This is a genomic window from Streptomyces sp. NPDC007084 (assembly GCF_040703595.1).
In the GTDB taxonomy this organism is placed as follows: domain Bacteria; phylum Actinomycetota; class Actinomycetes; order Streptomycetales; family Streptomycetaceae; genus Streptomyces.
Genome location: NZ_JBEYFY010000036.1, coordinates 1 through 19,461, shown reverse-complemented (window position 1 = coordinate 19,461; position 19,461 = coordinate 1). Strand labels below are relative to the sequence as shown.

Genomic DNA, 19,461 nt, shown 5'->3' with positions numbered 1-19,461 from the left:
GCCGATCGGCGCCTGTTTTCCTGGTCCAATCTCACGTTCCGAGCCGCGGGTCGCGTCCGCTGTGGGCGAGGGCGCGGTCGAAGGCGGGGGCGTCGTCGGGCACGTCGACCGGGGCGGCGAAGCCCTTGTACCGGCGGTACAGCTCGGCGTGGGTGTCGACCACGCCGAGGACGAAGCGGGCTGCGCCGTCCGGGACGCGGTACGGCTGACCGGTGGCGGCGGCGACGTCCCAGCCGTGCACGGCCAGCTCCTTGACGATCATCCCGGCGATGTCCGCCGCCGGCATCCGCGCCGAGCCGAGGTCCACCTCGCCCTCCCATACGGCAGGGTCGTCCCAGGCGGCCACGGCGCGGTCGAGCTGTTCGGCGTAGGCCTCGGCCCAGCGGGGGTCGGCGGTGAAGTCGCGGGCGGTCAGCTCGTCGGGGATCGGGGTGCGCAGGGCGCGGTGCTCCAGGCCGTGGGCGCTGTAGAGGACCCAGTGGTTCACCAGGGCGCGGACGTCCCAGTCCGCGCAGTACGAGGGCTCGGACAGGCGCGCCGCCGTGACACCCCGGGCCACGCGGGCGGCCTCGGCGGCGCATTCGGCCAGGTAGGGGTGCGCGGTGCGGTGGATGTCTTCGCCGTTGCCGCTGTTCGCGTCGTTCATGACGTCCACGCTAGAGACGCGAGGGCCGGCCTTCTTGAACAAACGCGACAGCCTCGTCGGCGAGGCGGACCAGTTCCGTCACCGGCATCGAGCCGGCGGCCCTGCGTTCGCGGGCGAAGGTGTTCGCGAGCCGCTGGAGCAGGGCGTTGAGCGGGGTCGGTACTCCGTGCAGGCGGCCCAGCAGGGTGATCTCGCCGTTGAGGTAGTCGGCCTCGATGGTGCCGGTGCCCCGGTCGAGGGACTGCCAGGAGGAGCCGCCGCGGCGCGCGGAGCCGTCGAGGGGCCTGAGCGTGATCTTGTCGCCGCGGACCTCGCGCTGTTCGTCCTCGCCCGCGTACGCGATCCCGGCCGCGTCCAGGACCGCGGTGCCCTCCGCCCGTACCCGCGCGTACAGTTCGCGCCCCTCGTCGGTGGTGATGACGCCGCTGACGGCCTCGATCGCGTTGGCGAGGTTGCCGAGGAGCTTGGCGTACTGCCAGCGCGCCACGTCCGGCACGACCGGCGCCTCGAAGCGCGCGGTCTCCAGGTCGGCGGCGATCCGGCGCAGCGTGTCGTCGGAGCCCTCCGGGTGGCCGGAGGGCTCCGGGCCGCCGGTGTTCCCCGGGTGGCCGCCGGTGCCTTCCGGGTGACGGCCGGTGCTCTCCGGATGGGCGCCGGTGTTCTCCGGGTAGCGGCCGAGGTGCAGCATGCCGGTGAGCGGGGTGCCGGCCGCGGCGACGGTGCCGGGTTGGACGAAGGTGGCGGGCAGCCACACACAGACCCCGTAGACCCGGCGGAAGCGGCGCAGTGCGAGGCGCCGGCTCTCCACACCGTTCTGGGCACACAGCACCGGAAGCCGCTCGGCCGCCGTGCCCCCGCCGGCCACGGGAGCGGGGCCCCACTCCTGGAGCGCGGCCTCGCCGTCCTGGGTCTTGACGGTGAGGACGAGGACGTCGTCGGCGCGCAGTGCGCCGAGTTCGCCCGGCCCGCCGACGGCGGGGACCCGGTGGACGCGCGGCCCCTCGGGCGTCACGAGCCGCAGCCCGTCCGCGCGCAGCGCCGCGAGGTGGGCGCCCCGCGCGACGAGGACCACCTCGTGTCCGGCCTCGGCCAGCCGCCCGCCGATGGCTCCGCCGACCGCTCCCGCCCCGATGATGATGTAGCGCATACGACGAGCCTCGCACAGAAGACGGTGGCGGCCGTCCGGAACGTCCGGGCGGGCGGTCAGGCCTCGGTGGCGCCGAAAGGCGTGCCCTGGTGGAAGTAGAGCAGCCACGCCCCGCCGGAGCGCCGCCACAGGGAACTGCGGTGCGCGCGGCGGCCGTTGTTGTCGGTGTCGAAGGTCAGGTGCACGAGGTCGTCGGCGAGCTGGACGCCCTTCATACGGGAGGTGGTGCTGTGTCCGCCGGTCTCCGTCTCGGCGGCGAGCGACGCGATGATCGAGGAGCGGTCCCAGATGTGGCCGGAGGAGCCGAACTCGTAGAAGTCGGGATGCAGCAGGGCGCCGACGAGGCCGGCGGAGCGGCGGACCTCCGGGTCGAGCAGGCGCAGTTCGCCTTCGATGGCGGCCTCGACGGCGGCGTTGCGCTCAGGCACCGGTCAGCTCCTCCAGTTTGACGACGGTGTTCCAGTTCCGTGTGGTGGCGAGGACGCCCTTGAGCAGCCGGGGCCTGGACAGCGCCTGCGCGAGCCGGGAGCGGCCGAGGCCGTCGGGCGCGTACAGGTACAGGGCGCGGTCCCCGAGGCGGAACTCCTCGGGGAGGAAGGCGGCGGGTTCGACGGAGGCGAAGCGCGCGGCGTCGACGGGCTCCGAGAAGTAGGTGACGTGCACCTGTTTGGCGGCCGGCTCGGCGGCGGGGAACGGGCAGGCCTCCCGTACGGCCTTCAGATAGCGGTGGTCGCGGACGAGTACGCCGACGTCGAACCCGAACCGCCGCTCGATGGCGGCGGCCAGCTCTGCGGCGAGGCTCGGCTCGTCGCCGTGGGAGCTGCTGAACACGGCGTTCCCGCTCTGCAGATACGTGCGGACGTCGCCGTAGCCGAGCCCTTCCATCAGGGTGCGCAGCTCGGCCATCGGCACCTTCTTCGCGCCGCCCACGTTGATGCCGCGCAACAGCGCCGCGTACGTCGTCGTCATCCGCACACCATAAAGCGGCCGTCGCCGCCGGAGCGGGTGGGCACGACGGCCACGGTCCACGGGGCTGCCCGGCCGTCCCTGACCGCCCCTCACCGCCCCTGAACGCCACGGATGGCGCCCGCCCGACCCTGATCGTCGTCCCCGAGAACCTCCCTTAGATGTAGGGGGCTTGCTCCTCCGCAGTGCGGAGGGCGTGCTGCCCGCGGGGAGGAGACGGCGGGCCCGGGGCTCACCGGACAGCACGACGAGACGTCCTCCGCGGGCCCCTACCGTCGAGGTGGAAGGTGACGGCAGGGGGCTGTCACCGTGCACAAGGGGGCTGGCCCGTCATGGGGAACGGAGACACACGGGTGCGGGGCATCGCCGCGCGGGCAGGCGGCTGGAGCGCCCGGCACCGATGGGCCGCCGTCGGGATCTGGGTACTGTTCGTCGTCCTCGCGATGGGCGCCGGCTCGGCGGCGGGGCGCGTCGACGTCAACGAGAGCGACCAGCTCAAGGGCGAGACACACACCGCCGCCAAGATCATCGAGGACGCCGGTATCGAGGAGCCGGCCGGCGAGTCGGTGCTCGTGCAGGCGAAGAGCGCGGACGGCAAGGCGACGGACCCCGAGTTCCGGAGCGCGGTCGCCGCCGTCGTCGAGGCCGTCCAGGCCACCGGGAAGGTCACCGACGTGACCTCGCCGTACGACACCGGCACCATCTCGAAGGACGGCCGCAGCGCGCTCGTGCAGTTCGACATGCGCGGCGACTCCGACACGGCGGGCGAGCGCGTCGAGCCGGTCCTGAAGGCCGTCGAGGGTGTCGGCAAGGAGCACACCGGGCTGCGCGTCGAGGAGATCGGCGGCGCGAGCATGATGAAGCAGTACGACGACGCGTTCGGCGACGACTTCCAGCAGGCCGAACTGTCCGCCGTGCCGGTGGCACTGGGCATCCTGCTGATCGCCTTCGGCGCGCTGGTGGCGGCGCTGCTGCCGGTGGCGCTCGCCGTCACCGCCATCATGGCGACGATGGGCCTGATGGGTGTCGTCAGCCATGTGATGCCGATGAGCGACACGGCCAACTCCGTGATGCTGCTGGTGGGTCTGGCCGTCGGCGTCGACTACTGCCTGTTCTATCTGCGCCGTGAGCGCGAGGAGCGCGAGGCCGGCCGGGACGCCGCGACCGCCCTGAGGATCGCCGCCGCGACCAGTGGCCGCGCCGTCATCGTCTCCGGTGTCACCGTGTGCGTGGCGATGGCGGGCATGCTCTTCACCGGGCTCGCCGAGTTCGAGGCGATGGGCCTGGCCTCGCTGATGGTCGTCGCGGTCGCCATGGTCGGGTCGGTCACCGTGCTGCCCGCGCTGCTCTCGCTGCTCGGCGAGCGCGTCGAGAAGGGCCGCGTGCCGTTCCTGCACCGGGCCAGGCGGCGCGGCGCGGGCGGCGGGCGCGCGAACCGCCGGCCGGCCGCCGAGGGCAGCCGCTTCTGGGGCGCCGTGCTGCGGGTCGTCCTCGCCAGGCCCGCGCTCTCGCTCGTCATCGCGACGGGCACGCTGCTCGCCATCGCCGCCCCGGCTCTCGGCATGAAGACCCAACAGCTGACCCTGGACCAGGAGTTCGGGAACTCGCTGCCGATCGTGGGCACCTACAACCGGGTCAACGACGCCTTCCCCGGCGGCTCCGAGCCCGCCGAGGTGGTCGTCAAGGCACGCGACGTCAACGCCGCTGACGTCAAGGCCGCCCTCGCCGACTTCCGTGCCCGCGCGGTCAGTTCGGGAGCCTCACGCGGTCCCGTCGACGTGAAGGTGTACGCCGAGCACAACGTGGCCTTCGTCTACGTGCCGCTCGTCGGCGGCTCCGACCAGGACAAGGCGGAGAAGAGCCTGGAACTGCTGCGGGACACGGTGCGCCCCGCGACCCTCGGCAAGGTCGAGGGGGTCCAGGCGCCGATCACCGGACAGGTCGCGGGATCGCACGACTTCAACGAGCAGCTGGTCGGCTCGGTGACCCCGGTGTTCGCCTTCGTGGTCGTCTTCGCCTTCCTCCTGATGCTGCTCTCGTTCCGCTCGCTGACCATCGCCGTCACCTCGATCGTCCTCAACCTCCTGTCGGTCGCGGCGGCTTACGGAATCCTCGTCGCCGTCTTCCAGCACGGCTGGGGCGCCTCGCTGGTCGGCGCGGAGGGCGTCGGGGCCATCGTGACCTGGCTGCCCCTGTTCCTCTTCGTGATCCTCTTCGGGCTCTCGATGGACTACCACGTGTTCGTGGTCTCCCGGATCCGTGAGGCACGGCTGCGGGGCCGCGACACCAAGGACGCGATCCGGCACGGGGTGGTCACCACGGCGGGCGTCGTCACCAGCGCCGCCGTCATCATGGTCGCCGTCTTCGCGATCTTCGGGACGCTGTCCATGCAGTCCATGAAGCAGATGGGCGTGGGCCTGGCGGCGGCCGTCCTCATCGACGCGACGATCATCCGGGGTGTCCTGCTCCCCGCGGTGATGGCGCTGCTGGGCGAACGCAACTGGTACCTGCCGAAGTGGCTGAACCGGATGCCCGACCTGACCCACGACGAGACGCCCGAGGCGGTCGCGCCGGCTTCGCCGGCCATGGTGGAGGGCGAGCGAGTAGGGGCCTGACATCAGGAAGGGGCCGCCCGCGGTGTTCGCGGGCGGCCCCTTCCGCTGTCCGCGCTTCAGGCCGCCTTGGCGACGGAGTCACGCTCGAAGGAGTCGATCGTGCGGGTGAAGTCCCGGGTGGACAGCAGGAGTTTGTAGATGATGGCGAGTTCGAAGACGAGGAGAAGCGCTCCGGAGACGATGGTCGCCCCCATCACGGAGTCGAGCAGCGGGCCGATCATGAAGACGCCCATCTGGAATTCGATACCGCTCACCAGGTGGGCGCGAATGCGGTGCCGCAGCAGGAAGGACCGCAGCCGCAGATAGGCCGGAAAGCGCCGGCGGAACTCCTGCTGGAGGTCGATGACCCGGGCCGGGGCGACGGGCGTCGTCGGCTCTGCGGGGCCCTCCGCCGGCACCGCTTCCGAACGCGCCGCCGAAACTTCCGCCGCGCTCCCCGCGAGAGCTTCCGCCGCGCTCTCCGCGGGCGCCTTCGCCGCGCTCTCCGCGGGCGCCTTCGTCACGGTGCTGGTCGCGGTGGCCGCCGGGGTGCTCACCGGGGTGCTCGCCTCGACCCGCGCCGCGCTCCCGGACGAGGTCTCCGCCGTCGCGTCCGCCGCCCGCTCCGCGGCGGTCGCGGCCTCCTCGGCCCTCGTCATGTCCTGCTCGATGTCGGCCTCGGGGTTGTCCCGGAGCAGGTCCTCCATGAAGGTCAGTTCGGCCTGGTTCTCCGCGCGGCGCGCCTCCCGCATCCGCGACTTGATCTGCTTCCGCATCGTGTGGCGGATCTTGAAGATCTCCAGGGAGTTGATGTAGCGCAGGGTGTCGAGGCCGACGACGGCGAGGGCCAGCCAGATGTACAACGTCTCACCGGTGCGCTGGTACTGACCGCCCATCAGCGCCACCGCGCACACCGCCACCCGGATGCGGTCGAAGACGAAGTCCAGCCAGGCGCCGAACACCGAACCCTGGCCGGTCAGCCGGGCGAGCTTGCCGTCCATGCAGTCGAAGATGAAGCTGACGTGGTAGATGACCGCGCCCCCGATGAGCCACCGCCAGTCGCCGAGCGCGAAGCAGGCCGCCGAGGCGAGGCCGAGCAGGAAGGCGCCCCAGGTGATCTGGTTCGGGGTGACCCGCGTCCGCAGGGCGAGCTGCCGCACCAGGGGGGTGGCGACCGGGTCGACGAGCAGCACCGTCCACCAGGCGTCGCGCTTCTTCTCCGTGATGCGGCGTACCTCGGTGAGGTCCGGTATGTCTCGGCGTGTGGATGGCATGGGTCAACTTCCTGGTGTTCGACTGGAATTAACCTCACGCTAGGAATCCGCTTACCGAAGCCGCAAGATCCGCTCCGTGCAACCTTTTGGAAGGGGTAACGGTCTCTTAGATAACCGGGTCGATGGATATGCCCGGCGACCGCCGCGTTATCCGAGCGTTACACACATACCGGTCTGTTATCCGATGCACGCGAGGACTTCACGGTTCGCGTACAACCCTGGGAAGAGTGGGGGCGAACAGTCCTCGATCCCCCGGGGCGGGTACGTCTCGTTCAGCCGAGGGACCCGAGAGACAGGCGATCCTCGATGAGATCCGCCGCCCGGCGTGTGCCGCCCTCTGCCGCCATCCGCTCCTTGATCCTCTTGAGCCGTTCCGCCACCTCGGGGTCGCCCGTGAGCGCCAGGACCGCTTCGCGCAGCGCGGCGGGTGACGCCTCGGCCATCGGGAGGTGCCGGGCGACGCCCAGGGCCTGGAGCATGTCCGCGTTGCCGAACTGATCGGCCGCCTGCGGTACGGCGACCATCGGCGTGCCGGTGGCCAGGCCCTCCTGACTTCCGCCGGCCCCCGCGTGGGTGATGAACGCGTCCGCCTGCCGGAGCACGGCGAGTTGGGGCACCCAGGAGTGCACCTCCACGTTGCCCGGCAGTTCGCCGAGATCTCCGGGAGCGACGAACCTGCCGATCTGCAGGACGACATGCCAGTCCGGCAGTTCCGCGAACGCCTCGGCGCAGGCGCGGTAGAAGGCGGGCTGCTTGGTGAAGCTGGAGCCCAGGGACACCAGCAGCACCTTCCCGGCGCCGGCGGGCCGCCGCCACTCGCCCTGTGCGGCGCGGTCTCCCTGGCAGGCACCGACGAAGGTGTAGCGCTCCTCGTCCACCCGGTCGGCGTGGGGCTGGAGGGCGCGCGGGATGAGCACGAGGCAGCGGTCGGGGCGGCCCATGAAGTCCTCGACGCTCAACTCCATGCCGTGAGCGGCTATCCAGCCGGCGAAGGTATCGAAGAAGGCCTTGCCGCGCGGGGTCTGTTTGAGCGGTTCGAACATCGGCTTGCCGACCTCCTCCTCGTAGCCCTCCCAGGCCACCATGCTCGGCGAGAGCTGCACGATGGGGACGCCCCAGCGGTGCGCGAGCACCCGGGCCGGGTAGGCGGTGATGTCGTAGAGCACCAGGTCCGGTTCGTCTCCCGCGTAGGCCGCCGCGAGCTGCGGTTCGGCCTGGAAGGCGTCCGTGAGGAACGGCTCGATGTTGTCGATCAGTTCGGTGCCCCACGCGTCCGGGTCGTCGTCGGTGGGCAGGGTCGAGTTCCACAATTTCGGTTCGGCGCCGGTCTCGGCGATACGGTCGGCGAAGGCGGGCGGGATCGCGTACGTGACCCGGTGGCCGCGGGCGACGAGTTCCCTGATCACCTCGATGCCCGGGTTCACATGGCCGTGCGCGGCGATGGAGAACATGGCGATATGGGCGGGTCGACTGGTCATGCGGCGACCCTAGGCGAGACGATACGTATCGTCCATCTGTTTACCGGCCGATGGGCCGCGCACCCGGTCCGACCTGTGGGAATGCGACACTGGCGGCCGGATGGCGTGCACCGGGAACCGTGACGCGAGGGCGCGCGGGCCGCGCGCGAGGACACGGAGGCGAGCGATGGACGAGGCACGGGCGCGGGACGTACTGGCCGCGGCGAAGGTACTGCCGGGTCCGGCGCGGGACGCGGAACTCCTCGCCCTCGGCGAGAACGCGGTGTTCGCCGCCGGTGACCTGGTCGTGAAGGTGGGCCGGGACGCGGAACTCCTCGACCGCGCGCGGCGGGAGCTGGACATCGCCGGCTGGCTCGCCGCCTCGGACGTTCCCGCCGTGCGGGCCGCCGAGCCGGAACCGCTGCTGGTCGACGGGCACCCGGTGACGGTGTGGCACCGGCTGCCCGACGCCGTACGCCCCGCCGAGCCGCGCGATCTGGCCGGGCTGCTGAAGGTGGTGCACGCGCTGCCCTCCCCCGCGTTCGCCCTGCCGCCCCGGGAACTGCTCGGCGGGGTGGAGCGCTGGCTGCGGCTGGCGGGCGACGCGATCGACCCCGCGGACGCCGCGTATCTGCGGGAGCGGCGGGACGGTTTCGCCTCGGCCGCCGCCGCGCTCACCCCGCAGCTGCCGCCGGGGCCGATCCACGGCGACGCCCTGCCCCGCAACGTCCATGTCGGCCCGGACGGACCGGTCCTGGTCGACCTGGAGACCTTCTCGGCGGATCTGCGCGAACACGACCTGGTCGTCATGGCCCTCTCCCGCGACCGCTACGGCCTCGCCGCCGAGGCCTACGACACCTTCACCGAGACCTACGGCTGGGACGTCCGGACCTGGGAGGGCTGCTCGGTCCTCCGAGGCGCCCGCGAAACGGCGAGCTGCGCCTGGGTCGCCCAGCACACCCCGACCAACCCCAAGGCGTTGACCGAGTTCAACCGCCGGGTCAGGTCCCTGCGGGACGGCGACGAAAGCGTGCGCTGGTATCCGTTCTGAGCGCGGGCGGGGGCCCTGGGACATGGAGCGCGAGCAAGCGGGCCGCCCTGCTCAGACGCGTTCGTCCGCCAGGTCCCGCAGGGGCCAGTTCCCGTCCACGACGGCGTCGGCCTCGCCCTTGCGGCGCAGGAAGCTCTGGAAGTCGGCGGCCCATTGCGCGTACCACTCGATCTGGCGGCGGTGCAGTTCGGCGGGGCCGAGGGTCGCCACCTTCGGGTGGCGGACGGCTATCGCGCAGGCGAGGCGGGCCGCGGCGAGGGCGTCGGCCGAGGCGTCGTGGGCGGTGTCCAGCGCCACCCCGTACTCGGTGCAGACCGCTTCGAGGTTGCGCTTGCCCCGGCGGTAGCGGTCCACGGAGCGGTCGATCGTGTACGGGTCGATGACCGGCCCCGGGTCGCCGCCGTCGAGCCGGTCGCGCAGCGACGGCAGTCCGTGGCGCCGCAGTTCGGCGCAGAGCAGGGTGAGGTCGAAGGCGGCGTTGTACGCGACGACCGGGACGCCCGCCTTCCAGTAGCCGGTGAGGGCCTCGGCGAGCGCGTCGGCGACCTGGTCGGCGGGGCGGCCCTCGGCGGCGGCCCGCTCGTTGGTGATGCCGTGCACGGCCACCGCGTCGGCGGGGATCTTCACGCCCGGGTCGGCCAGCCATTCGCGGTGGCCCTGCGGCTCGGCGTTCCTGACCTCGATGACGGCGGCCGTGACGATGCGCGCCTCTCGCGGATCGGTGCCGGTCGTCTCCAGGTCGAAGCCGATCAGCAGCTCCCGGTGCCAGCTCATGGTGGCCCCCCTTCTTCGTGGTGCTTTCCCCCAGTGGTCTCCACGATCGCATGGGCCACTGACAATCCGGGGACCGCGTTCCGCCCGGCGGCGGGAGGCCAGCGCGAGAGGGGCGTTTTCAGGACACGGGCCGCGAATCCGCCCAGGCCACCTCGAACTCCTCGCGGTACGTCGGGAAAAGCCCCTCTTCGCTCTTGTCGTCCGGTTTGACCACTCGGCTGCCGCCGCGCAGGACGAGTACGGGCGCCTCCATGCCGCGGGTGCGCCGCAGGTACGACTGCACGACGGCGATGCCGTCCGAGCCGTCGCCGTCCACGAGGTAGGCGGTGAAGCGGGGCGTCTCGTCGAAGACCTGGATCTGGAAGGCGTCCGGGTCGCGCAGCTTGGACCGCACCCGGCGCATGTGCAGGATGTTCATCTCGACGGCCCGGCTCAACTCGCCGCGCTTGATGCCGAGTTCGCGCTCACGGCGTTTCACCGCGCTGGAGGCGGGGTTCAGGAACAGCAGGCGGACCCGGCAGCCGGACTCGGCGAGCCGGACGAGCCTGCGTCCGGAGAAGTTCTGCACCAGCAGGTTCAGGCCGATGCCGATCGCGTCGAGCCGGCGGGCGCCGCCGAAGAGGTCCTCGGCGGGGAACTGGCGCAGCAGCCGCACCCGGTCGGAGTGCACGCCGACGACGTCGGCGTACCGGTCGCCGACGAGTTCCTCGACGGCGTCGACGGGCAGCCGCCGGGCGGAGGGCACGTCGCTGCCGGCGCCCAGGATCTCCAGGAGCTTCGCCGCGGCCCGCTCGGCCTGGCCGAGGACCGCCTCGGACAGGGCGCGGTTGCGCGAGACGACGTTGCGGGTCACTTCCAGCTCGTCCAGGGCGAGTTCGACGTCGCGACGCTCGTCGAAGTACGGCTCGAAGCAGGGCCAGTGCTGCACCATCAGCTCGCGCAGCTGGGGCAGGGTGAGGAAGCTCAGGACGTTGTCGTCCGCCGGGTCGAGCAAGTACCCCTTGCGGCGGCTGACTTCGCGTACGGCGACCGCCCGCTGCACCCACTCCTGTCCGGCGGGGCCCGCGGCGGCGACCACCCAGTCGTCGCCGTGCACGGGTTCGTAGACCGGGCGCAGGACGGCGGCCACCACGGCGCGCAGCCGCTGTTCGACCAGGTTCAGCCAGATGTAGGCGCGGCCGGCCCGCTGGGCGCGGGTGCGCACCTCGCGCCAGGCGTCCGCGCCCCAGTCCAGCTCCGGTCCGATCGATCCCATCTCCATCGGCCGTGCCAGGGACACCGCGCCGGGTGGGACATCTGTGGAGTTCCCCTCGTGACCCTCGTCACCAGGAGGCAGCTCCAGCCCTCCCGAGCCCACCCGCGCACCGCCTTCCGCTCCCCCGAGCAATCCCCAGGGGCCAGGCCCCGATCCACCAGTCCTCGGGGGCCGGGCCCCCAATCAACGATCAAGGAAGGGTACTCCGGGAGCGGTCGGCGGTGCAGCCCGATGGACAGGCTGTTTCCCAACTACCTCGGTCGCGCTTGCCCGTTCTGGTCCGCCAGCTCCGGCGGAGTGAGCGGATTCATGGCGGTGACGTCGCGCGGGGCGAGGGAGAAGCCCTGCCAGTGGACCGGCATGGGCTGCTGGTCCTCGTCACGGGCGATGTGGTGGAAGCCCACGTTGACCCAGACCACGGGGTGCGTGAGGGTCTGTCCGCCGACCCACTTGTCGACGGACTTGCCGTGTCCGGCACCGCAGTTGCGCAGGTTGTCGCTGGCGAACTGCTCGCACTTGTTGTACTCGGTGAAGTAGACGTCGTGCTTGGTGAAGGACCGGCCGAGGTACTTGGTGGTCGCGCCCGGGACCAGGTCGTAGGAACGGCGGTGGTTGTCCTTGTTCTTGCCGGAGTTGCTGACCACGCGCCACCAGCGCATGTTCTTGGCGTCGCCGGCGAGTTCCTTGGTGACCTTGGTGACGGTGGTCTTGTTGCTGGGTGCCTCGGCGCCGCGCGCGGGCGGGCTGACCTTGGAGTCGTACTGCTCGATCTTGGCCTTGGAGGAGCCGTCCAGGCCGAAGTTGAGCCGCCAGAACACGTTGTGGCTGTGGCTGGTGGCGTAGTCCTTGGCGCCCTTGCCGAGCGGCCAGCCGCGGCCGTCGCCCGCGTCGTAGTCACCGGGCGAGAGGCTGCCGGTGGCGCCGACGTTCATGTTGAGGGTGCCGTCGTCCTGGAAGCGCCACTCGGTGATGTACTCGTACCAGCCGACCTTGTTGACGGTGTAGACGAGCAGGTCCTTGCCCTGTTTCTGGAAGACCTTGTTCCCGGTGTCGGCCTGCATGCGGTAGGCGTGGCCGCGTGAACGGGTCGTGGTGCACAGGCCCTTGACGTTCGCGTGCTGCGGGTCCCAGGCCTCGGGGACCTTGACCGTCTTGATGGTGCCGCCGGGGCACTCGGCGGGGGCCATGTCGACCAGGCCCTGGCCGAATCCGGCGCCCGTCAGGTCGCTGTACTCGACGGAGCCGTCGTCGTAGGGGACGTCGATCTGGGCGAGCTTGGCGGTGCTGAGGACCTTGATCGGGCGGGCCTCGCCGGGCGGCTGGTAGGAGATGTCCTCCAGGACGAGCCCGGCCTCGCTCTCGTAGTGCCAGCACATCCGCCAGGTGGTACCGGTGGCGAGCTTCTGTTCGATCCGGTAGGCCGGACTGCAGTCGGGGGCCGGCGCCGGCGCGGCCTTCGGCTGGGCGACGGCCGGCCCCGCGGCCGTCGTGGCGGCGGCGGCCAGGGCGAGCACGGAGAGGCCCGCCGCCGCCCGGCGGCGGACACGGCTGTTTCTGTTGACACGCATGAGGAAGCGACTCCTTGCGGAAAGCGGTGAAGGTGGGAAGGAAGAACGAACGGCGGAGCCGGCGGTCAGCCGAGCCTGCCCACCTTGCGGGCGCTCAGGTCGATCACCAGGGTGCGGCTGTCGATCCAGGGCCCGTTCTTGACCTTCGGGAAGAGCCGCACGCACCGGTGCACGCCGCAGGCGTCCAGGGCGGCGGGCTGCGCGCCGGGCGTGGCGCGGTAGACCATGCTGTTCAGGACGAGCTGGCCGGAGGTGGTCAGTTCCTTGCCGGTGGCGTCCTTGTAGTCGGCCTTCAGGCCCGCGCCGAGCGGGTCGGCGATCAGCAGGTCGGCGGCCTCGGTCATCTCGGCCCGGGTGATCGGCGGCTGCACGTCGTGCTGGACGCCGGTGTGCTCGACCTTGCCGGTGTCGAGGTTGACCGTACGGGTGACGAGCGTGTCGTCCTTGTAGTCGTAGAACGTGACGTCGGCGCGGCGCGGCGCGTGCGGGTCGTCCAGTTCCGAGGTCTCGGGTTCGGCGAGGTCGATGCCGAGGCGCTGCGGTCCGCGCGCCCCCTCGACGTCCTTGCTGGAGTCGAAGAGCTGCCGGCTCACCGCGATGCGCTCGACGCGCTTCATCTCGTCGTCGGTCAGCGGATCACGTCCGGTGCCCTTCGCCCCCTGGGCCGGCGCCTGCTCGACGACGCCGGGCCGCACCGCGCCGCCCGGTCCCTGCGCCAGTTCCCGCGTCCGTCCCTGTTCGGCGGCCTGCCGCGCGGTTCCCCCGCCGCCCTTGCCGCCGGCCGTGTCGTCGGCGCCCGCCGTACCCGGAAGGGTGATGCCGATCATCACGGCCGTACCGGCCACCGCGATGGCCGCACCGGCCACCACCTTGCCCAGATGGCGGTGCACTGTCCTGCGCACATGTCCCCCTGCTCCTCCTGAGTTCCAGGAGTCGTTCGAAGCCCCACTGGTTCGGCATACGAGGTATGCCTGGTCGCGGGGTAAGAGGGATGTAAGTCATAGGAGGTTCCATCACTTTCGGGGAGACTCGTCTCGGACTCGCCCCCAGGGGCACGGCACTACTGGAAGAGTCATATCCATGCAGGTCTGGCCTGGTGAGGCATATCCACTCGGTGCCACGTACGACGGTGCCGGTACCAATTTCGCGGTCTTCTCGGAGGCCGCCGACCGTATTGAGCTGTGTCTGCTGGACGACGACGGCTCGGAGACGGCCGTGGAGCTGCGCGAGACGGACGCCTTCGTCCGGCACGCCTACCTCCCCGGCGTCATGCCCGGGCAGCGCTACGGATTCCGGGTGCACGGGCGGTACGCGCCCGAGCACGGGCAGCGCGCCAACTCGGCGAAGCTGCTGCTCGATCCGTACGCGAAGGCGATCTCCGGCGCCATCAAGTGGGGAGAGGAGGTGTACAGCTATCCGTTCGGGTCGCCCGACAAGCGCAACGACCTGGACTCCGCGCCGCACATGATGACGTCCGTCGTGGTGAATCCGTACTTCGACTGGGGCGAGGACCGCCGCCCCCGGACGGAGTACCACCACACGGTGCTCTACGAGGCCCACGTGAAGGGCCTCACCATGCGGCATCCGGCGCTCCCGGACGAGCTGCGGGGCACCTACGCGGCGCTCGCGCACCCGGCGATCATCGAACACCTGACGGAACTGGGCGTCACGGCACTGGAGCTGATGCCCGTACACCAGTTCGTGAACGACCACCGGCTGGTCGACATGGGCCTCAACAACTACTGGGGCTACAACACCATCGGCTTCTTCGCCCCGCACAACGCGTACGCCTCCTGGGGCGACCGAGGCCAGCAGGTCCTGGAGTTCAAGTCGGCCGTCCGGGCACTGCACGAGGCGAACATCGAGGTCATTCTCGACGTGGTCTACAACCACACCGCCGAGGGCAACCACCTGGGCCCCACACTGTCCTTCCGGGGTCTGGACAACGCCTCGTACTACCGCCTGGCGGACGACCCGCGCTACTACATGGACACCACGGGCACCGGAAACTCGCTGCTCATGCGCTCCCCGCACGTGCTCCAGCTCATCATGGACTCGCTGCGCTACTGGGTCACCGAGATGCATGTGGACGGCTTCCGCTTCGACCTGGCGGCGACCCTGGCCCGCCAGTTCCACGAGGTGGACCGGCTGTCGTCGTTCTTCGACCTGGTCCAGCAGGACCCGGTGGTCTCCCAGGTGAAGCTGATCGCCGAGCCCTGGGACGTCGGCGAGGGCGGCTACCAGGTGGGCAACTTCCCGCCGCTGTGGACCGAGTGGAACGGCAAGTACCGCGACACGGTCCGCGACATGTGGCGGGGCGAGCCGCGCACCCTGGCCGAGTTCGCCTCCCGACTGACCGGCTCCTCCGACCTCTACCAGGACGACGGGCGCCGGCCGCTCGCCTCCATCAACTTCGTCACCTGCCACGACGGCTTCACGCTCAACGACCTCGTCTCCTACAACGAGAAGCACAACGAAGCCAACGGGGAGGAGAACCGCGACGGGGAGAGCCACAACCGTTCGTGGAACTGCGGCGCCGAGGGCGAGACGGACGACGAGGGCGTGCTCGCGCTGCGCGGCCGGCAGCGGCGCAACTTCATCGCCACGCTGATGCTCTCCCAGGGCGTGCCGATGCTCAGCCACGGCGACGAGTTCGCGCGCTCCCAGGGCGGCAACAACAACGCGTACTGCCAGGACAGCGAGCTGTCCTGGGTGCCGTGGCCCGAGGAGGACTGCGAGCTGCTCGACTTCACGCGCGCGATGGTGTGGCTGCGCCGTGACCACCCCGTCTTCCGGCGGCGGCGCTTCTTCCACGGCCGGCCCGTCCAGGGCACCCACGACGAGCTGTCGGACATCGCCTGGTTCACCCCCGAGGGCCAGGAGATGACCCAGCACGACTGGGGTTCCGCGACGGCCCGGGCGCTGTCGGTGTTCCTCAACGGCAACGCGATCTCCGAGCCGGGACCGCGCGGGGAGCGGATCTCCGACGACTCCTTCCTGATGATGTTCAACGCGTCGCCGAAGTCGCTGGACTTCGTCGTGCCGGCCGACCACGGCCGCCAGTGGCAGGTCGTGGTCGACACCTCCGTCCCCGGCGGCATCCCCCCGGGCTCGGGCGCCAAGGTCGACGCCGGCGACCGGCTGACCCTGGTCGACCGGAGCATGACGGTGCTTCAGCGGCCCGCCTAGGGCGTGTCGTTTGGATCAGGTGGCGCCGGAGTGCGGCGCCTTGTCGGCTGGGCCGAGCGGGGCAGGGTGCGTGCAGCTGCAAGGCGGAGGAGGGCGACGACGCGGAGCGTCGGCAACCGACGACAACGCCGCAGATGTGCGTGCCCTGCCCCGCGACCCGCCACATGATCCAAACGACACGCCCTAGCGGACGCCGACGGCCCGCACACGCGCGTGCGCCTCCTTTCCGGCTTTGCGGGAGGGGCACGCGCGTGTGCCGCTTTTGGGGAGGCGCGCGCGTGTACGTGTTCGCCCCGGGCGGCGGGCACCAGGCGTGGCCGTACGGGTTCATCCCGGGCGGCGGGCACCAGGCGTGGCCCTACGTGTTCACCCCGGGCGGCGGGCACGGGCGTGGCCCTACGTGTTCACCCCGGCCGGCGGGCACGGGCGTGGCCGTACGTGCCCCCGGCCGGACTCCGTGGGTGCCCATCTGCGTGTCCGGGTGACACGAAAGGCGGCCGGGCGGGTACGTAAGCCCCATGACTTCTGAGCGTCCCGAACCGGCGTTGGCGGACTCGGTGGTCCCCGGCCCGCCGCCGCCCGTCGTGCCCACCTCCACCTACCGGCTCCAGCTCCAGCCGGAGTTCCCCTTCGGGAAGGCCGAGGCGGCCGTGCCGTATCTGGCCTCGCTCGGCGTGTCCCATCTGCACCTCTCGCCCGTCCTGGAGGCCGTGCCGGGCTCGACGCACGGCTACGACGTCGTGGACCACGCGCGCGTGCGGGCCGAACTGGGCGGCGAGGAGGGGCTGCGGTCGCTGGCGCGCACCGCGCGGGAGCACGGTCTCGGCCTGGTCGTGGACATCGTGCCGAACCACATGGCGATGTCCCCGCGCCACAACCGTGCCCTCTGGGAGGTCCTGCGGGAGGGCCCCGAGTCGCCGTACGCGCGCTGGTTCGACATCGACTGGGAGGCCCAGGGCGGCCGGATCCTGCTGCCGGTGCTCGGGGACCGGCTCGGCGCCGAGATCGGCCAGCTGAAGGTCGACGGCGACATACTGCGCTACTACGACCACGTGTTCCCGCTCCGCGCGGGCACCGAGAAGCTGCCGATGCCACGGCTCCTCGACGCCCAGTGGTACCGCCCGGCGTGGTGGCGGCTGGCCCGCACCGAGCTGAACTACCGGCGCTTCTTCAGCATCTCGGAGCTGATCGGGGTCCGGGTCGAGGACCCCGAGGTGTTCGCCGCGACCCACGGCAAGATCCTCGAACTGCTGCACGAAGGCGTGATCGACGGGCTGCGCGTGGACCACCCGGACGGCCTTGCCGACCCGGACGCGTATCTGCGCCGGCTGCACGAGGCCACCGGCGGCCGGTGGACGGTGGTCGAGAAGATCCTCGCGGACGGCGAGCCGCTGCCCGCCGCGTGGCCCGTGGCGGGCACCACCGGGTACGACGCGCTGCACCACGTCGACGGACTCTTCGCCGACCCGGCGGGGGCGAGCCGGCTGCTCGGCCGGTACCGGCTGTTCGCCGCGCCGCAGGCCGACCAGGGCGGCCACTGGGAGACGACGGTCCGGCGCGCCGCGTACACGGTCGTCGACCACGAACTGGCCACGGAGGTCGACCGTCTCACGCGGGTGGCGAGCCGGCTGTGCGCCGCCTCCGCCGACCCCGCCCTGCGCGACCACGCCCCCTGGGCGCTCCACACCGCGCTGCGCGAACTGCTCGTCCGCGTGGAGGTGTACCGGCCCTACCCGTCCACGGACGCCTCCCTGGTGGTGACCGAGGAGGCCGCCGACGAGGCCCGGGCCCTCTTCACGGTGCCCGAGGAGGCGCACGCCGTGGACGTCGTACGGGACATGGTGCTCGGCCGGGGTGACGACGGGCCGGAGCAGGCCGAGTTCCGGGCCCGGTTCGCGCAGACCTCGTCCGCGCTGCGGGCCAAGTCCGTGGAGGACACCGCGTTCTACCGCTACGTACCGCTGCTGCCGGCGAACGAGGTGGGCGGCGACCCGGGCCGTCCGGCGGTCTCCCCGGAGGCCTTCCACGCGTACTGCGCGCGCGTGCAGCGCGACTGGCCGGGCACCGGGACCGTCCTGTCCACGCACGACACCAAGCGCAGTGCCGACGTGCGGGCCGCCGTCGCGGTCCTCTCCGAGTGCCCGGACCGCTGGTCCGAGGTCCTGGAGGAGGTGGCACGGGACGGGGCGGGGATGCCCGACCCGCAGGTGGCGTGGGCCGCGTGGCAGACGGTGTTCGGGCTCGGACCGGCCGGGGAGGGGGGCGCGGGGGCATCGGCCGGCTCGTACGAAGCCCGCGTCCAGGACGCCCTGTCGAAGCACATCCGGGAGGCCGGGACGCACACCGCGTGGACCGAGCGGGACCCCGCCTACGAGGAGGCGGTGGCGGCGTTCGTGGCGGAGGGGCCGTGCGGGCCTCCAGGACGGCGCGTGGCGGCCTTGCGGGCCTCGCTGGCCCCGCACATCCGGGCGAACGTCCTCGGGGCCGCTCTGGTCCACCTGACGATGCCCGGGGTGCCGGACGTGTACCAGGGCACGGAGGGCGAGTACCGGGCGCTGGTGGACCCGGACAACCGGGGGGCGTTCGCGCCCCGGGACACCTCCGAGGAGAAGGTGGCGCTCACGGTGGCCGCGCTGCGGCTGCGGGCCCGGCGGCCGGAGGTCTTCGGGGCCGGGGCGAGCTACGCGCCGCTGGCCGCCGAGGGTCCGGCGGCCGGGCACTGCCTGGCGTTCGCGCGCTCCGGCGAGGTGATCACGGCGGTCACCCGGCTGTCGCTGCGGCTCGCGGAGGCGGGCGGCTGGGGCGACACGCGGCTCGCGCTCCCGGCGGGGCGGTGGGCCGACGTGCTCTCCCCGGAGGCTCCGGAGCGGGTGTTCTCCAGGCACGCGCGCGTGGCGGACCTCTTCGGGGAGGCGCCCGCGGTGCTGCTGGAACGGGTCAGCGAAACCGGACCGGCAGGGTCCGGGGCGACCGGCTGATCAGCCCCTGTGCCGGGGGCCGGTCTCCCGGCGCCCGGCACAGGCCCGGCAGGACGTCGAGCAGGGCGCGCAACCCGTGGTGGGCGACCAGGGCGGCCAGTGAGGTGCCGGGGCAGCCGTGCCGTCCCGCGCCGTACGCGAGGTCGCCCGGGTCGGCGCGGAAGGCGTCGTAGCGGTCGGGGTCCGCGAACCGCCCGGGGTCGCGGCCCGCCGCACCCGGCAGACACGCCACGGTGGCGCCGGCGGGGATCGGGCCGACGGTCTCCAGGGCGCGGCGCGGCACCACCTGGAGCGGCGGGTCCCGGCGCAGCGACTCGGCCCACGCGCCGCCCGCCAGGTCCGGTCGGGCCCGGATCGCCTCCAACTGGGCGGGATGGTCGAGCAGGTTGGCGAGGTACGAGGCGAGCGCGCGGGCGGTGGTGTCGCCGCCCGCGCCCAGCAGGACCCCGGCCACGCCCGTCACGGCCGCGTCGTGTACGCGAGGGCGGCGGCCACCTCGTCACTCAGCTCGGCGGTCACCTTGGACGGGGTGACCGCCGCGATCACCACCGTGTCCGCCGTG

At 71.9% G+C, this 19,461-nt stretch carries 15 protein-coding genes; 4 read left to right on the top strand and 11 right to left on the bottom strand.

Going from position 1 to position 19,461, the window contains the following annotated elements:
• Positions 1-31: 31 nt before the first annotated feature.
• Genes AB0912_RS24935 through AB0912_RS24920 form a run of 4 tightly spaced genes read right to left on the bottom strand, consistent with a single transcriptional unit; the run spans position 32 to position 2,762 of the window.
• Complete coding sequence (locus AB0912_RS24935; RefSeq protein WP_366703369.1) at positions 32-646, bottom strand: TIGR03086 family metal-binding protein; 615 nt, start codon at positions 644-646, stop codon at positions 32-34.
• 10 nt (positions 647-656) lie between these two features.
• Positions 657-1,793, bottom strand: coding sequence for a 2-dehydropantoate 2-reductase N-terminal domain-containing protein (locus AB0912_RS24930; protein WP_366703367.1), 1,137 nt, complete (start codon positions 1,791-1,793; stop codon positions 657-659).
• A gap of 56 nt (positions 1,794-1,849) precedes the next feature.
• Positions 1,850-2,221 (bottom strand): nuclear transport factor 2 family protein, encoded by a 372-nt coding sequence (locus AB0912_RS24925; RefSeq protein WP_366703365.1) that lies wholly within the window; start codon positions 2,219-2,221, stop codon positions 1,850-1,852.
• Positions 2,214-2,762, bottom strand: a complete 549-nt coding sequence (locus tag AB0912_RS24920) for a DUF1697 domain-containing protein (protein ID WP_366703363.1) — start codon at positions 2,760-2,762, stop codon at positions 2,214-2,216. Before AB0912_RS24920 ends, AB0912_RS24925 begins: the two co-directional genes overlap by 8 nt.
• A gap of 329 nt (positions 2,763-3,091) precedes the next feature.
• On the opposite strand from AB0912_RS24920, the gene AB0912_RS24915 reads away from it, so the two are divergent.
• Complete coding sequence (locus AB0912_RS24915) at positions 3,092-5,374, top strand: MMPL family transporter (RefSeq protein ID WP_366703361.1); 2,283 nt, start codon at positions 3,092-3,094, stop codon at positions 5,372-5,374.
• A gap of 56 nt (positions 5,375-5,430) precedes the next feature.
• On the opposite strand, the gene AB0912_RS24910 is transcribed toward AB0912_RS24915, so the two are convergent.
• Together AB0912_RS24910 and mgt are read right to left on the bottom strand one after the other, a co-directional pair.
• A complete protein-coding gene (locus AB0912_RS24910; RefSeq protein ID WP_366703359.1) occupies positions 5,431-6,627 on the bottom strand; it encodes a CDP-alcohol phosphatidyltransferase family protein in 1,197 nt (398 codons plus the stop codon).
• 272 nt (positions 6,628-6,899) lie between these two features.
• Positions 6,900-8,105, bottom strand: a complete 1,206-nt coding sequence (mgt, locus tag AB0912_RS24905; protein ID WP_366703357.1) for a macrolide-inactivating glycosyltransferase — start codon at positions 8,103-8,105, stop codon at positions 6,900-6,902.
• A 166-nt stretch (positions 8,106-8,271) separates the two neighbouring features.
• On the opposite strand from mgt, the gene AB0912_RS24900 reads away from it, so the two are divergent.
• Positions 8,272-9,135 carry an aminoglycoside phosphotransferase family protein gene (locus tag AB0912_RS24900; RefSeq protein ID WP_366703355.1) on the top strand — a complete coding sequence of 288 codons (864 nt, stop codon included), beginning with the start codon at positions 8,272-8,274 and terminating at the stop codon, positions 9,133-9,135.
• A 51-nt stretch (positions 9,136-9,186) separates the two neighbouring features.
• Here AB0912_RS24900 and AB0912_RS24895 read toward each other — a convergent pair whose 3' ends face one another.
• The 4 genes from AB0912_RS24895 to AB0912_RS24880 all read right to left on the bottom strand — a co-directional run bounded on the left by AB0912_RS24895 (position 9,187) and on the right by AB0912_RS24880 (position 13,634).
• Positions 9,187-9,909 carry a 3'-5' exonuclease gene (locus tag AB0912_RS24895; protein WP_366703353.1) on the bottom strand — a complete coding sequence of 241 codons (723 nt, stop codon included), beginning with the start codon at positions 9,907-9,909 and terminating at the stop codon, positions 9,187-9,189.
• Positions 9,910-10,027: 118 nt separating this feature from the next.
• The gene (locus AB0912_RS24890) at positions 10,028-11,266 is read right to left on the bottom strand and encodes an SAV2148 family HEPN domain-containing protein (RefSeq protein ID WP_366703351.1); all 1,239 of its coding nucleotides are present in this window, start codon (positions 11,264-11,266) and stop codon (positions 10,028-10,030) included.
• A 149-nt stretch (positions 11,267-11,415) separates the two neighbouring features.
• Entirely contained in the window at positions 11,416-12,732 is a 1,317-nt protein-coding gene (locus AB0912_RS24885) for a copper amine oxidase (RefSeq protein ID WP_366703349.1), read from the bottom strand.
• 65 nt (positions 12,733-12,797) lie between these two features.
• The gene (locus AB0912_RS24880) at positions 12,798-13,634 is read right to left on the bottom strand and encodes a Tat pathway signal sequence domain protein (RefSeq protein WP_366703347.1); all 837 of its coding nucleotides are present in this window, start codon (positions 13,632-13,634) and stop codon (positions 12,798-12,800) included.
• A 178-nt stretch (positions 13,635-13,812) separates the two neighbouring features.
• Here AB0912_RS24880 and glgX point away from each other — a divergent pair, with 178 nt between their 5' ends.
• Both glgX and treY read left to right on the top strand, forming a co-directional pair.
• Positions 13,813-15,921: a glycogen debranching protein GlgX gene (gene glgX / locus AB0912_RS24875; RefSeq protein ID WP_366703345.1), complete on the top strand. Its 2,109-nt coding sequence runs from the start codon at positions 13,813-13,815 to the stop codon at positions 15,919-15,921.
• A gap of 584 nt (positions 15,922-16,505) precedes the next feature.
• Positions 16,506-18,899: a malto-oligosyltrehalose synthase gene (gene treY / locus AB0912_RS24870; RefSeq protein ID WP_366703444.1), complete on the top strand. Its 2,394-nt coding sequence runs from the start codon at positions 16,506-16,508 to the stop codon at positions 18,897-18,899.
• Here treY and AB0912_RS24865 read toward each other — a convergent pair.
• Positions 18,859-19,362 (bottom strand): cytochrome P450, encoded by a 504-nt coding sequence (locus AB0912_RS24865; RefSeq protein WP_366703343.1) that lies wholly within the window; start codon positions 19,360-19,362, stop codon positions 18,859-18,861. The genes treY and AB0912_RS24865 overlap by 41 nt on opposite strands.
• Between the last annotated feature and the right edge of the window lie 99 nt (positions 19,363-19,461).

Coding starts and splice junctions, on each gene's coding strand:
- AB0912_RS24935 (WP_366703369.1), bottom strand. CDS start 646: ATGAACGACGCGAACAGCGGCAACGGCGAAGACATCCACCGCACCGCG.
- AB0912_RS24930 (WP_366703367.1), bottom strand. CDS start 1,793: ATGCGCTACATCATCATCGGGGCGGGAGCGGTCGGCGGAGCCATCGGC.
- AB0912_RS24920 (WP_366703363.1), bottom strand. CDS start 2,762: ATGACGACGACGTACGCGGCGCTGTTGCGCGGCATCAACGTGGGCGGC.
- AB0912_RS24915 (WP_366703361.1), top strand. CDS start 3,092: ATGGGGAACGGAGACACACGGGTGCGGGGCATCGCCGCGCGGGCAGGC.
- AB0912_RS24910 (WP_366703359.1), bottom strand. CDS start 6,627: ATGCCATCCACACGCCGAGACATACCGGACCTCACCGAGGTACGCCGC.
- mgt (WP_366703357.1), bottom strand. CDS start 8,105: ATGACCAGTCGACCCGCCCATATCGCCATGTTCTCCATCGCCGCGCAC.
- AB0912_RS24900 (WP_366703355.1), top strand. CDS start 8,272: ATGGACGAGGCACGGGCGCGGGACGTACTGGCCGCGGCGAAGGTACTG.
- AB0912_RS24895 (WP_366703353.1), bottom strand. CDS start 9,909: ATGAGCTGGCACCGGGAGCTGCTGATCGGCTTCGACCTGGAGACGACC.
- AB0912_RS24885 (WP_366703349.1), bottom strand. CDS start 12,732: ATGCGTGTCAACAGAAACAGCCGTGTCCGCCGCCGGGCGGCGGCGGGC.
- glgX (WP_366703345.1), top strand. CDS start 13,813: ATGCAGGTCTGGCCTGGTGAGGCATATCCACTCGGTGCCACGTACGAC.